This is a genomic window from Sulfuricurvum sp. (assembly GCF_022759005.1).
GTDB lineage: Bacteria > Campylobacterota > Campylobacteria > Campylobacterales > Sulfurimonadaceae > Sulfuricurvum.
Window position 1 is genome coordinate 1 of sequence record NZ_JAEMQA010000117.1, and the last position, 12,740, is coordinate 12,740.

The 12,740-nt window shown below is 43.8% G+C and carries 14 protein-coding genes and 1 pseudogene; 2 read left to right on the forward strand and 13 right to left on the reverse strand.

Translation table 11 applies throughout. From position 1 onward, the window contains the following. The 4 genes and pseudogenes from JHC35_RS07375 to luxS all read right to left on the reverse strand — a co-directional run. A pseudogene (locus tag JHC35_RS07375) lies at nt 1-291 on the reverse strand (hypothetical protein); the annotation flags it as partial. Next, the gene (locus JHC35_RS07380; RefSeq protein ID WP_295043639.1) at nt 288-767 is read right to left on the reverse strand and encodes a hypothetical protein; all 480 of its coding nucleotides are present in this window, start codon (nt 765-767) and stop codon (nt 288-290) included. The pseudogene JHC35_RS07375 and the gene JHC35_RS07380, both read right to left, overlap by 4 nt. After that, nucleotides 764-1,066, reverse strand: coding sequence for a hypothetical protein (locus JHC35_RS07385; RefSeq protein ID WP_295043643.1), 303 nt, complete (start codon nt 1,064-1,066; stop codon nt 764-766). Before JHC35_RS07385 ends, JHC35_RS07380 begins: the two co-directional genes overlap by 4 nt. Then, nucleotides 1,066-1,572 carry an S-ribosylhomocysteine lyase gene (luxS, locus tag JHC35_RS07390; protein WP_295043645.1) on the reverse strand — a complete coding sequence of 169 codons (507 nt, stop codon included), beginning with the start codon at nt 1,570-1,572 and terminating at the stop codon, nt 1,066-1,068. Before luxS ends, JHC35_RS07385 begins: the two co-directional genes overlap by 1 nt. Before the next feature lie 97 nt (nt 1,573-1,669). Between luxS and JHC35_RS07395 the strand changes: the two genes are divergently transcribed. Further along, nucleotides 1,670-2,398, forward strand: a complete 729-nt coding sequence (locus tag JHC35_RS07395) for a hypothetical protein (protein ID WP_295043648.1) — start codon at nt 1,670-1,672, stop codon at nt 2,396-2,398. 6 nt (nt 2,399-2,404) lie between these two features. On the opposite strand, the gene JHC35_RS07400 is transcribed toward JHC35_RS07395, so the two are convergent. The 9 genes from JHC35_RS07400 to JHC35_RS07440 form a co-directional block, all read right to left on the reverse strand. Beyond that, nucleotides 2,405-2,620 (reverse strand): hypothetical protein, encoded by a 216-nt coding sequence (locus JHC35_RS07400; RefSeq protein ID WP_295043651.1) that lies wholly within the window; start codon nt 2,618-2,620, stop codon nt 2,405-2,407. Nucleotides 2,621-2,788: 168 nt separating this feature from the next. Continuing rightward, complete coding sequence (locus JHC35_RS07405) at nt 2,789-3,736, reverse strand: thiamine pyrophosphate-dependent enzyme (RefSeq protein WP_295043653.1); 948 nt, start codon at nt 3,734-3,736, stop codon at nt 2,789-2,791. Nucleotides 3,737-3,754: 18 nt separating this feature from the next. Then, nucleotides 3,755-4,978, reverse strand: a complete 1,224-nt coding sequence (locus tag JHC35_RS07410) for a 2-oxoacid:ferredoxin oxidoreductase subunit alpha (protein ID WP_295043655.1) — start codon at nt 4,976-4,978, stop codon at nt 3,755-3,757. Next, entirely contained in the window at nt 4,978-5,391 is a 414-nt protein-coding gene (locus JHC35_RS07415; RefSeq protein WP_295043677.1) for a 4Fe-4S dicluster-binding protein, read from the reverse strand. Before JHC35_RS07415 ends, JHC35_RS07410 begins: the two co-directional genes overlap by 1 nt. Before the next feature lie 10 nt (nt 5,392-5,401). Continuing rightward, entirely contained in the window at nt 5,402-5,959 is a 558-nt protein-coding gene (locus tag JHC35_RS07420) for a pyruvate flavodoxin oxidoreductase subunit gamma (protein WP_295043658.1), read from the reverse strand. 122 nt (nt 5,960-6,081) lie between these two features. Next, nucleotides 6,082-6,726, reverse strand: a complete 645-nt coding sequence (locus JHC35_RS07425; protein WP_295043661.1) for an HAD family hydrolase — start codon at nt 6,724-6,726, stop codon at nt 6,082-6,084. Then, entirely contained in the window at nt 6,723-8,222 is a 1,500-nt protein-coding gene (locus JHC35_RS07430; protein ID WP_295043663.1) for a peptide-binding protein, read from the reverse strand. The genes JHC35_RS07425 and JHC35_RS07430 overlap by 4 nt, the downstream gene beginning before the upstream one ends. Before the next feature lie 23 nt (nt 8,223-8,245). Then, complete coding sequence (locus JHC35_RS07435; RefSeq protein ID WP_295043666.1) at nt 8,246-8,944, reverse strand: phosphatase PAP2 family protein; 699 nt, start codon at nt 8,942-8,944, stop codon at nt 8,246-8,248. Continuing rightward, the gene (locus tag JHC35_RS07440; RefSeq protein WP_295043669.1) at nt 8,931-10,505 is read right to left on the reverse strand and encodes a phosphoethanolamine--lipid A transferase; all 1,575 of its coding nucleotides are present in this window, start codon (nt 10,503-10,505) and stop codon (nt 8,931-8,933) included. The genes JHC35_RS07435 and JHC35_RS07440 overlap by 14 nt, the downstream gene beginning before the upstream one ends. A 144-nt stretch (nt 10,506-10,649) precedes the next feature. On the opposite strand from JHC35_RS07440, the gene JHC35_RS07445 reads away from it, so the two are divergent. Next, nucleotides 10,650-12,554 carry an LTA synthase family protein gene (locus JHC35_RS07445; RefSeq protein ID WP_295043672.1) on the forward strand — a complete coding sequence of 635 codons (1,905 nt, stop codon included), beginning with the start codon at nt 10,650-10,652 and terminating at the stop codon, nt 12,552-12,554. The last annotated feature ends 186 nt before the right edge of the window (nt 12,555-12,740 follow it).

A 12,740-nucleotide genomic window follows, 5' to 3' on the forward strand; every position in this document is an offset into this window, starting at 1 on the left:
GACGAGAGAAGCGACCAGTTCGCCATCGAGTTCGGGGGAGTAAATTTCGAGGGTCATATCTGGATAATAGGTATCACGCCAATAGAGGCTCAGGAAGGTATTGAAGCCTAATCCGAAACAGATGTCGATAAGACGAAGGTGATCTTTCTCGCTGTGCAGGGCAAAAGCAGGTTCGATGTGTTTTTTGAGCGACTCATTCAACGCACCGTCTTTGGTCGAGTGGTAATGTTCGTCATATTCAGGAGAATATGCCGTATAACTGCCATCGCAGCTTTGTACCCATTTTTTCACAATCCCTTTCCCCACATATGCATCTTCTTTCCGATAACTACCTCATATCCATCGATCAGATCGGTGATTGCGTTAATCGCTCGAAACTCCGCTTCATCGAGCAACGCTTCAATCTCAGCGATCCCCATCGAACCTCTTTTTTGAACAATAATAATCTCACAAGCATTGAGGAGTGTACGGTAGATGAGTTCTAAAAATTTGCGCGGCGATTCATGCAGATGCAATACGTCTTGTACAATAACTGCGGCATAGTCACGAGGGGTACCTCCGGCGGGAGAGCGGTAATCTTTGATAGTAAATGTTTTATGCAAAGTAGAATTATTAAACGTTTGATGCTCACCCGGATAAAGTGAAACATCCATTAGACCTTCATAGGGAGCCAAAAAATGACTCAATTCTTCAATCAAACCATCCAAATGAGTAGTCACCACCATAACTTTCGTATGGGGTGTCGGATGCAAAAGAGAGGTAATCATACTGCTAAATCGTGAAGTTCTCGAAACAAATAAGCTTCAACAATATCATCAATCGTCTTTTGGAAATGGGCAACCAATACCATCATCTGCTGATCGAGAAATTCCATAACCGGCTCATAATTGTTCGTTACAATTACCGCATCACACAGGGTTTCAATCTCAGAGCGGTCTTTATAAAAATTGATCTCGACAACACGCCCCTCTTCAACCTCTACCGTCGCCCAAAAAGAAGCCGATAAAATACCGGTCAATTCAGATTCTTGGGTGTCATCCCCATCCATCGGCAATAGGAGTACCATTATTTTTCTACCTTAGATAGATCCAATTTCAATGCTTCATTATCCATAATATCGATGTCACGACGCAACACTTCGGTCGCAATCGCTTTGGCATCTTCAAGAGAATGCATGGTATAGGTTCCGCATTGATAGACGTTGAGTTCGGGAATATCGTCTTGGCATTTTACTTCCAAAATATCTTTCATCGATGCTTCCCACGCCTCGGCTACGCTTTCTTCGCTCGGTGTGCCGATGACCGACATATAAAAACCGGTACGGCACCCCATCGGCGAGATATCGATAATCTCCGTTTTATCCGAGTTTAGGTGATCACGCATGAACCCTGCGAACAGATGTTCCAACGTATGGATCCCCTCGGGAGAGAGCGTTTTTTCATTCGGTTTGACAAAACGCAAATCAAAAACGGTGATGTCATCCCCTTTGGGGGTTTTCATCCCCTTCGCTTTACGAACGGCGGGAGCTGGCATAATGGTGTGGTCTACACAAAAACTGTCAAGTAACGGCATGAAAATCCTTGATTCATATCTTTTATTGGGAGCAATGTTAGCATATTTCATCCTCTCACCGCTATAATTCAAAAATTAAACGCACGGAATCAATTTTATGCAAACTCTTTTGGAACAGATTCAATCACAACTAATCGGACGCTATGTCCATTTTGCTACTTCAGAGGATCTTTTGGCTCTATTAGGTACAAGAGATGCCCAAAAAATCTTATCTGAGCTCTCCAGCTATCCATTTGCAATTTATCATGAATCTCATATTCGCATGGTTACATTAACTCAACTTGATTGGAATGGCGTACAAATTATATTCATAATAGGTCAAGGTGCTTTTTTTGTCACAGATGATAAAACTTCAGCAGAAAACATATCAATACAAATACTCGGTCAAATCGAAAATTTTCTTAATACGCACATCAGTCTACCTTGTGATGAGTGCGAAGGAAAAAGTGATCCCTCTATTCCCATTCAGATTGCAGAGTACATAAGTGAGCACTATAATCTTTCACGTTTCCCCTTAATCATCGACTCTCCGAGAGGACAATTTTTTAGTGTTCTTCCGAATTTAGCCTCATTAGCAATGAACAAGTCAATTATGTTGAACAACGGAGATATTATTCCAGCTGCATTAATTATCGACGATGAACCATTTAATAGTTTAGACCGCTATAATCTCACACATCAGAATATTCCAAGATGGATTATTCTCAAAGGAATCGGCATCGTCATTTTAGGTGATGACGAACAGCACAGCCGATCCATCGGAAAAGCGATCAAACGCGAAATTACTCAGCTTTTAACCGCTGAACAACTCGGTGGAATATTATAGTTTTTTTTACCGCAACTCTTTCATATTGGCGAAAACATCCATAGGAATATGCTGATCCATGTCCGATTTTATTTTTTCGATTCGAATATTACAAATTGAATCTTTTAGCTCTTCTGCAAGTTTTTCCAGCTCATGGATACTTTCACGCTTTGCAATGCCGCGTGCTGAGCAGCCTGTAGTTCCGGTATGGTTATACGTCATACGATACATAGTACTATCCAAAATGATTATTTTAGACTAAAGAAGCAAAGAGAGTTCCATAAAATAAAGGGGGGATTTATAAAGCGTGGTTTACTGCGCGTGAGCTCTCTGCTGAAGACGAAGTGCCCTCGGGGTGGAACTCAGCGTTAGCGTAGCCAAGCGGGGCTTTGCTCCGTTGGCGTATATTAATTATACACTTGCCTCTTCGCGACGTTGAAGGTATTCCCATTGTGCATCGACACGTGCTTGCCACTCATCGATAAGGTACTCATTTTGTTTGCTAAACAAGTGTTTGAAACGCCCTTGCGCACCAAGATAGTCACGTACCGGAATAATATTTTTCGGACGGTAGGTGATATTGAGCTTGGTTCCGTCAATGATTTCATACAATGGGAAAACCAGTGAATCGGTTGCCAAATCAGAAATACTGATGGTATCTTCCGGTGCAAATTTCCATTCGGTTGTACATGCAGACATTGCATTAATATAAACCGGACCCTCTGCTTCAAACCCTTTTTGGATTTTAGCAACCATATCTTTCCATTTATTTGGAGCAACTTGAGCTACATACGGCGCACCATGTGCTGCCATAATCGCCATCATATCTTTTTTGTTACGCTTTTCACCGTAGCTGACACGTCCTGCAGGAGTCGTCGTTGCAGATGCACCGATCGGAGTCGAGCTTGAGCGTTGTCCGCCGGTGTTCGCGTACACTTCGTTATCCAAACAGACATACATAATGTTGTGTCCGCGTTCAAAACATCCCGAAATCCATTGGAAACCGATATCGTACGTTGCACCGTCTCCGCCGAACGCAACAAACTTAGGAGTCCGTTCCGGTTGTTTCAGGCGTCCTTTGGTTTTAAGTGCTTTATACATCGCTTCGGCACCCGCAACCGCAGATGATCCGTTTTCGAATCCGATATGGATCCACGATGCATCCCATGACGTATACGGATATACTGCCGTACATACTTCCAAACATCCGGTTGATGCTGCGAGGATCAAATCATCATTGGTCGCGTTCAATACTTCACGGACAATAATTGAGTGAGCACACCCTGGGCAAAGAAGGTTTGCACCTTCAAAACGGTCTGCCGATGTTGAGAACTCTTTGAGGTTCTTAATTTTTTTCATTTCTGACACAGTGGCTCCTTAGAAAAAAGAGAGTTTCGGTCCGCGAAGACCGATATATTGTTGCAACGGAGTGGTTGGTTTACCCGCGTCTGCGTTCGCTTTTAGCTCTTTGAAAATTGCAGTCAAATGCGCTTTTGTCAAGTCACGACCACCCAATCCGTAGATGTAGTTTGTCAATACCGCTTTAGTATCGGTGTTAAACAACGCTCCGGATACTTCATTGTACAATGTACCCATTGCACCGTGCGGACTTGAACGATCCAACAATCCGACAGCAGCAACATTGCTCAACACTGCAGCGATTTGTTGCAACGGCCACGGGCGGAAAACACGGATACCAACAACACCCGCCTTGATACCGTGTTGTTCACGCATTTCGACTGCTACTTCACGCGCCGTTTCAACCGATGTCCCCATACATACAACCGCTACTTCCGCATCTTCCATGTTGTACGTTTCAACAATGTTGTATTTGCGTCCGGTCAATTTTTCGAAATCGGCAAACGCCGCTTCGATTTTAGGGATAACTACGGTCATCAACGCATGGTGTTGACGCGCTTTGTGTTCAAAGTGCCAGTCCTCTTCGGTTTGTACCCCGTGAGTTACCGGATGGTCAAGATCAAGCATATCGTTCATCGGCTTGTATTCGCCGACAAATTTATACGCTGTTTCGTCACTCAAGGTTTTAACCCCTTGTGCCGTATGGGATGTCATGAATCCGTCTTGGTTCACGATGGCCGGTAAACGGACATCATGATCTTCAGAAACTCTAAACGCGATGAAGTTCATGTCATACGCTTCTTGCGGGCAGTATGCGTCCAATTGAATCCATCCGCTGTCACGTCCCAAATACATATCGGAGTGGTCACCGTTAACGTTGAGCGGAGCACCGAGAGCACGGTTAACAACATTCAAAACGATCGGCAAACGCATACCGGATGCTGAGTAGAGAGTTTCTACCATCAACGCAAACCCTTGTGAACTCGTAGCGGTTGCTACACGTCCACCGGCTGCTGCCGCACCGATACAACACGACATTGCACCGTGCTCTGATTCAGTCATAACGAATTCGCCGTCGACATAATCATTTGCTTTAAAACCTGCGTAATTTTCAACGATAGGGGTCGATGGGGTAATCGGATACGCTGCAACAACGTCCACTTGCGCTTGACGAAGCGCCTGGCTTGCCGCCATATTACCGTCCCATACCTCAATATCGCGTAGTTCCATAGTATCAGCCATTAGTCTTCCTTCACTTCAGCATCAGCTTTTTTCTCTTTTTTTGGCCATTCGGCAAGTGCTACTTCTTCATCTTTTTGTTCCGGGAACATCAGAAGCGATTTAGGATTGGTCGGACATACTTGAACACAAATCCCACACCCTTTACAGTGGTCGAAATCGATACCGACCATTTTTTTGTCGCGTGAAATAATCGACATATCCGGGCAGTAAACCCAACAAAATTGACAGTCAATACAATACTCTTTATTGAACAAAGGTTTTTCGATACGCCAGTCAGCGACACTCGCCGTAAACGAACTTGACTGCGAATAAGGGCGATTTTCGGGAAGCGTCGTCGCGATATCAGAAACAGCCCCTTCAAATGTTCGGAGCATGGCACCGATTTCGAACTCATCCCATCCTTTTTTTTCCATCATAGGCTCCTTATTTCACTTCATCGTACGCGCGTTGAATCGCGATCATGTTGGCATCGATAATTTTTTGCGGCAATTTTTTAAGTACACGCATCATATTCTCTTTGAAAAATTCCATATCGTACATTCCAGAAACTTTCATCAATGCACCCAACATCGGTGTATTTGGAATCGCTTTTCCGATCGTCTCTTGTGAAATTTTGATACAGTCTACCGTGTACACTTTTCTACCTGCAAGTTTCGGTTGTGATGCAATCAACTCTTCCGTGCTCAAATGGGTCGTAATAATGTATGTTGTATTCTCTTTTTCGTTGGCGGTAATATCTGCCACATAGACCAATGCCGGGTCGATAACTAAAACATAGTCAGGACTCATATATTTTTCGTGGTTTAGGATGACTTTGTCATCAACGCGATTGTACGCAGTCATCGCTGCTCCGCGCTTTGCAGATCCGTAAAACGCAAATGCCTGCACATGCTTACCGGTGGTGGATACAACGTCGGCCAAACCTTTTGCACCCGTTACGGCGCCTTGCCCGGCTCGACTATGCCATCGAATCTCTAGCATGAATTCTCCCTCTGACTTAAGTTTAAGTTGAATTTTATCAATACGTGCATTCTATGAAAGTTGCTCTTAAATGTAGCTTTTCTCCGTTTACCACCTCAAAAACAGTGACAAAAGTGTTACTTTCAAAGCCTCTCTGCGATGTATTTTACCGCTTCAAGCGCATCATTTTTTATAATATCTGTTAATGTTATTAATTGTTCCAATTTATCATATCCACTTGTCACCGCAACACACTCTATCCCGGCACGCTTCGAAGATTCGATATCCAGACGCGTATCCCCGATCATCCAAACCGATGCCATACCTCCCCTCATCTGCTCAATTGCCTTTAAAATAGGCTCTGGATGGGGTTTTGGATTTTCTACGTGCTCCCGACCGATCAGCACTTCAAAGTACTCCATCAGTCCAAAATGCTCCATCAACTCGCGTGAATACAGTCCGGTTTTAGTCGTCACGATTCCCAATCTTGCGAACGTTGCCGCCTCTTTTATAGCTTCAGTTGCATTAGGAAGTAATAGCGTTTTTTGGCACGATATTTCACGATAGTATCGTTTATACACAGCCACATGGGACTCAATCAGATCGCTGTGCACCCCAACCCCTGCAAACATAGTCTCTAACGTATGTCCGATTTGAGAGGTAATCATCGCATCGTTGATCGATCTATCGGTATTATGAGTTCTCAGTGAGTGATGAAAACTCTCCAAAATGGCTTCCGTAGAATCGATGAGCGTCCCGTCCAAATCAAATAAAATTATTTTTTTCACTTTTTCTCCCAATCAATATACTCTTCCCATATGCCGTTGATAGTGGGCTGAATTCCGCTAATGCGGCGACTGTAAACATTGATTTCATTCGGTATGACCAAAAAGAGATAGGGGTTGTCTCCCACGATCTCCCCGAAAATTTGCCGTTGTAACGCTGCAATGGTCTCGGCATCGGTAGAACTCTCCATCCGTTCAATCAAACGATCCGTTTTTTGCGAGTGATATCCTACCAGATTAAATCCTCCGGGAACGTCACTCTTACTGTGCCAAAGTGCATACGGATCAGGGGTTAAAGAGAGTGCCCATCCTAAAAGAACCGTATCAAATTTACGCGGAACAACAACGGTATTCAAAAATGCCTGCCACTCCATCACACGCAACGTTACTTTGACACCGACATCCAGAAGCTGCCGTTGCAAAATTTCTGCCGCATATGGGCGAATAGCATTTGAATTGGAGGTTGCAATCTCAAATTCAAGCGGATGGACTGAATCATACCCTGCTGCTTTGAGAAGTGCTTTGGCGCGCTCAAGATTGTGTTTGGGGGCCCTAATCTCACCATTAAACCCTTTGCTCCCAGGCAAAAAAGGGCCTGTGCAAACCCTACCGTGCTTCAAAAAGAGAATATCGATCAACGCTTGACGATCGATCGCCAGCGATAACGCTTCACGCACGCGGGGGTCCTGAAACTTTTTAAGCCGTAAATTGAATCCCAAATAGGTGTAGGTGTGGGAAGGGAGCTCAAGCGTCGCAAATTGCCCTTTGAACTGTGGATCAAGCTGCCGCTCGTACTGCATCGGATCAAGGCCGTCTATATCGATTTGAGCTGATTTGAGCATCAAAAATCGGGTCATGGGGTCGCTGATTACATGAAAGACAATCTTGTCGATTTTCGGTTTATGCTCAAAATAAGTCGGATTAGCTTCCAATACAATCTGTTTTGAGAACTCGAATGTTTTAAGCGTATAAGGGCCTGTTCCGATCGGATGGGTGTTAAATTTCGATCCCATAATATCTTTTTCGTTTTTGAGAACATGTTCAGGGACGATCCCCATCATCCATACTTCTAATGCCTTGAAATAGGGCTTTTCATACGCTACCCGTAACGTATACTCATCGATGAGCGTCACACTTTTGACCACCCGAAAATCCGAAGCATACGGGGTGATTGTGGCAGGCGATTTGATCAGATTGTAGGTAAACAAAACATCACGGGCACTAAACGCTCTGCCATCATGCCACTTCACCCCGCGGCGAAGTTTGAACTCAATCAAAGTCGGAGTGACAAACCGATACGATTCCGCCAGATCACCGATAATTTTTTGCCCGCTTTTATCGTATTTCACCAACGAATTAAACAAAAAACCGGCTATTGAAGAACTTGCCGAATCGGTGGCAATAAGGGGATTGAGCCGCGCCGGATTAGAAGAGGCGCTTAGATGAAGTGTCGAAGCAATAAGCCAAACACTTTGTAAAAGGAGGAGTAAAATTTTCAATCGCAACCCGTTTTTTGGTACGATTATACCATTTTGAGCTGTTTTCTCCACTTCTCCCATCGCTCAATGCTATAAACGATCAAAGAGATAATGAACCACGCCAGCATCATCGTAATCATAGTATGACTCAAAAAATGGTCTCCAATCAACATCTTATACGTTCCCATACTCCACCCAAGAACCATAGCCGATGATCCTGCAATGATTTTCGCTCTACGGGTGCGAAAAAGATAGATCAAAGACAAAAAAGCAAATCCGCCGCTGGCATGACCTGCCGGCCAGCATTTGATTTTCCCTTGTTGACAAAACGATTTCGGATATTTTTCCCATACACAGGTATGAGGATAATTTCCTCCGTAAATCTCTAAATTTTTGGGACACGGCAGATTAGTGAGCGCTTTAAAACTCCCTACGACGACGGGGACAAAAATCACCGACAAAAGGACGATCAAAAGTCCCTTGCGATAAAGGGCCAAAAACGGTTTTTTCCATCCGACGATCAATGTGATTAATATCACGACATCCACAAGGATAATCAGCTTTTTAATACCGTCATAGAAAATAAATTTTAATACCGGTTCGTCGTGATCAAGCAGCCACTGATGGGTGATCGGATTATAAAAATGGTTCTGCACCCAAATATCGGTACCGCTGACACCGAAAAAGATTACTGTGGAAATGAGTGCGATCGCACTCACCCATAATTGCTTAGCGACCGACATGCAATAAATCTAGCTTCGGCTGATAAATAGATGTATTAACCTCCATATACCCCAAAAGAGTATGAAAGAGTGAGTCTTGTGATTGCGGCTCTTTTGCCGATGTCGCCATACGTGCTTTATCGATTTTAAACTGCTTCCCAAACCACATCACGGCAGGAACATGCTTTTGTGCCTCTGGGGCAATGTTATACGGGAACCCGTGAAGATACAAACCGTTTTCGCCCAGTGATTCACCATGATCGCTCACATAAAACATCCCTGTAGCAAATTTTTCATCGTTGTTTTTGAGGAATGCAATCACCTTGGTCAAAAACGCATCGGTATACATAATAGAGTTATCGTAAGCGTTGGTGATCTCCTCTTTGGAACACTGCTCCAACTGGTTTGTTTTACACACCGGAGTATATTTCTCATACCCTTTGGTATAGCGTTTATAATATGCCGGACCGTGATTTCCCATTTGATGCAAAACGATTAAAATATCCCCTTTCGGGTGCGCTTCAATATACTCTTGAAGCCCTACGATCATCCCCTCATCTCGACACTCTTCATCACACATCGTATTGGTGGAGGGTTTTTGATAATCCTCAAACGCTACCCGTGTCGCCACCCCTTTGGAATCGGAGTTATTTTCTCTCCAAAGGACATTAACCCCCGCACGTTTGAGCACATCGAGGACGTTTTCGGTGTGCTGAGCTTTCTCTTTTTCGTACCCTTCACGCCCGAATGAGGAGAACATACACGGAACCGATACCGCCGTCTCCGTTCCACATGAGGTGAATTGGGTGAAGTTGATCACATCCTCTTTACGCAGCTGCGGTGTCGTATCGCGTTCATACCCATTAAGTCCGAAATGATCCCACCGTACCGCTTCACCCACAACCATCACGACCAATTTTCGCGGCTGCTCAGACGGAAGTATTTTTGCATCCGCCCCAATAACCGCCAAACCGCTGTAAGGGTGAGAAAACGTCTCCTGCACATAATGCCCGATGGAATAAAGATAATACACCGGATTCGCATAATAGCGAAGCGGTTTATGCTCTCGAAAAAATGAGGTGTAGTATTTACTGAACGCAAAAACAATAATCAGGGCTGTTGCCAAAGCGATTGCAATCACTTTTACTTTATCGATCACACTCTCTTTGAGTCTCATCGGAACAATTTGCAAACGGTAAATAATGATTGAGGGGATCAATCCCAGAAAAACAAAATAAAGAAGTTGCTTAAAGCTCAGCAAATCGGCCGATTCTTTGATATTCGTCTCCAGTAAATTTTGGATCATATGCGAATCGATCACAACATCGTATAAATCCATAAAATACGCAACCATCGAGGTCACAATAAGCATCGTGATTAAAACCGGCTTTGTTGTATAGCGAGAACTAAGCAATGTCAATACAATCACTGTAACGCACAGTAAAACAATACCCAAAGAGATAACAAATAAAAAGTTCCCGCTATGGATCGGATATACTTGAGTGACATGTCTGAAAAAAGCGCCATTGGTAAAAAGGATAAAGAACAGCGAAACAGCTATAATGACTGTACGAGATCTCATAGGCTTTGAAAATGAAAATAACACTCGGACTCCGCATTTTTTAATGACGGTATTATAATCGCTAAACACCAAATGAGACGTAAATGCGTCTATTATCCTTTCTACCTTATAATTCGACAACACTTTTATTAGGAATATTGATCGATGCTACGCGAACTTTTTAAAATTTATCTCCTTTTTATTGCCCTCTTTTTTCTCGGAAGACTCGGTCTTTACGCTCTTTATTTCGATCGTTTAGCCGACATCAGTTTTACCCATTCTCTGCTTAGCTTTGTATACGGGCTCAAACTTGATACGATGACCGTCTCAATCATCCTTATTATCCCTGCCGTTTTGCTTTCGATAACTCCTCAAATCGCGGCTAAATTTATGGGGCGATTAATCAGCGGCTATGTGTTGTTTTTTCTTCTTGTCTCACTCTATGTTGAAAACGCTACGTTTCCCTTTGTCGCCCAATACGATGTACGCCCCAACTATCTTTTCATCGAATACCTGAAATACCCTCAGGAAGTGACCTCGATGATCCTCAAAGAGTATCCGCTCCAACTTTCGATAGCACTGGGTATGTTACTGCTGACTTCATGGGCATATCTCCGTTTTTCCCCGTTGCGTCTGGTGGAAGCAATCCAAACCCCTCTGTGGAAACGTCTCCTTTTGTTTCCGCTTGTAGCGGTATTGCTTTTCATCGGTATCCGCTCTTCATTCGGTCATCGACCCGCCAATATCTCTGATGCCCTCTACAGTACAAATCGGATGGCCAATGAGATCGCGAAAAATTCCCTCTATTCTATCGGAAGTGCCTTTTACAGTTATACCAAAGAAGGAAATTTGATTAAGCCCTACGGACAAAAAATGGCGTTAGATGAAGCCTACCGCCGAGTGGGTAATAAGCTAAACCTCAAAGGAGAAGGCGAATTCCCTTTTAACCGATTGGAACCGACCCATTTTCCTCTCCAAAAACCAAAAAATCTCGTCATCTTTATCCAAGAATCGATGGGAGCACAGTTTGTAGGATTCAGCGGCGGAGATGTCTCCATTACTCCAAATATGGAGAAACTCTCCCACGAGGGGATCGCCTTTACCAATCTATTCAGCAACGGTACCCGCTCTATCCGCGGACTTGCAGCTATGACATCCGGATGGCTACCTATCGCGGGAGAAGGGGTTGTCAAGCGCAATAAATCCCAAAGCGATTTTTTCACCGTTGCTTCACTGCTCAAACCGCTCGGGTATAAATCAAGCTTTATCTACGGCGGAGAAGGACGCTTTGACAACATGCGAAGCTGGTACATGGGGAACGGCTTTGATGAAGTGATCGAACAAAAAGATTATAAAAATCCCTCTTTTGTGAGTACATGGGGGGTAAGCGATGAAGATTTAGTGATCAAAGCCAACGAAACGTTCAAAACCCATGCGGCCAAAGGGGAAAAGTTTGTCAGTGTCATGTTCTCCTCTTCCAATCACTCTCCCTTTGAACTGCCGGAGGGAAAAATCGATTTTATCCCCGGTAAACCCAAAAAAGGGGTAGAAAATGCCGTCAAATACGCCGACTTTGCTATCGGACGATTTTTTGACTTAGCGAAGAAAGAGTCGTACTACAAAGATACCGTTTTTGTTGTCGTTGCCGATCACAACGTCCGCGTATACGGTGATGATCTCGTTCCGGTCAATATGTTCCATATTCCGGCTCTCATCATTAGCGACGGGATCAGAGCTCAAAAATTCGATACCCTTTCGACTCAGCCTGATGTATTAGCAACAGCCCTCGACCTCATCGGCGTCAATCTCACTTACCCTGTTTTGGGGCACTCCATTTTCAGCGACAAAAAACAAGAGATCGCATTTATGATGTTCAACGATACGTTTGCCCTGCGCGATCACAACAAAGTAGCGATTCTTCAACCCAATAAAGAGCCGTTGACCTTTACCTATGAAAATGAGCATCTCAAAGCTTCTACTCACGACAAAGAGCTTGAACGCGATACATTAGCTTTCATTACGGTGATGGACGATATGTACAATAAGAAGCTGTTCCGAGTTGCCAAATAACGTCATTGAGTTTCCGTTCGTGGTGAGCTCGTCGAACCATGAAAAATTTACCCTTCGACAAAACAAGGGTATACTGCTCGCAAAACGATGTTTCTTTGAGCACAGAGTGAACGGAAGCAAACATATTTGTATTAAACTTATGTTGTGAATTAGTAAAAAAAGAAATCTGAAATGATTGAAGAAAGA

What these genes read in the sequence shown, in the direction of transcription:
- JHC35_RS07440 (WP_295043669.1), bottom strand. Translation starts at nt 10,505, where the DNA reads ATGAGATCTCGTACAGTCATTATAGCTGTTTCGCTGTTCTTTATCCTT.
- JHC35_RS07380 (WP_295043639.1), bottom strand. Translation starts at nt 767, where the DNA reads ATGATTACCTCTCTTTTGCATCCGACACCCCATACGAAAGTTATGGTG.
- JHC35_RS07445 (WP_295043672.1), top strand. Translation starts at nt 10,650, where the DNA reads ATGCTACGCGAACTTTTTAAAATTTATCTCCTTTTTATTGCCCTCTTT.
- JHC35_RS07415 (WP_295043677.1), bottom strand. Translation starts at nt 5,391, where the DNA reads ATGGAAAAAAAAGGATGGGATGAGTTCGAAATCGGTGCCATGCTCCGA.
- JHC35_RS07410 (WP_295043655.1), bottom strand. Translation starts at nt 4,978, where the DNA reads ATGGCTGATACTATGGAACTACGCGATATTGAGGTATGGGACGGTAAT.
- JHC35_RS07405 (WP_295043653.1), bottom strand. Translation starts at nt 3,736, where the DNA reads ATGAAAAAAATTAAGAACCTCAAAGAGTTCTCAACATCGGCAGACCGT.
- JHC35_RS07395 (WP_295043648.1), top strand. Translation starts at nt 1,670, where the DNA reads ATGCAAACTCTTTTGGAACAGATTCAATCACAACTAATCGGACGCTAT.
- JHC35_RS07385 (WP_295043643.1), bottom strand. Translation starts at nt 1,066, where the DNA reads ATGGTACTCCTATTGCCGATGGATGGGGATGACACCCAAGAATCTGAA.
- JHC35_RS07420 (WP_295043658.1), bottom strand. Translation starts at nt 5,959, where the DNA reads ATGCTAGAGATTCGATGGCATAGTCGAGCCGGGCAAGGCGCCGTAACG.
- luxS (WP_295043645.1), bottom strand. Translation starts at nt 1,572, where the DNA reads ATGCCGTTACTTGACAGTTTTTGTGTAGACCACACCATTATGCCAGCT.
- JHC35_RS07435 (WP_295043666.1), bottom strand. Translation starts at nt 8,944, where the DNA reads ATGTCGGTCGCTAAGCAATTATGGGTGAGTGCGATCGCACTCATTTCC.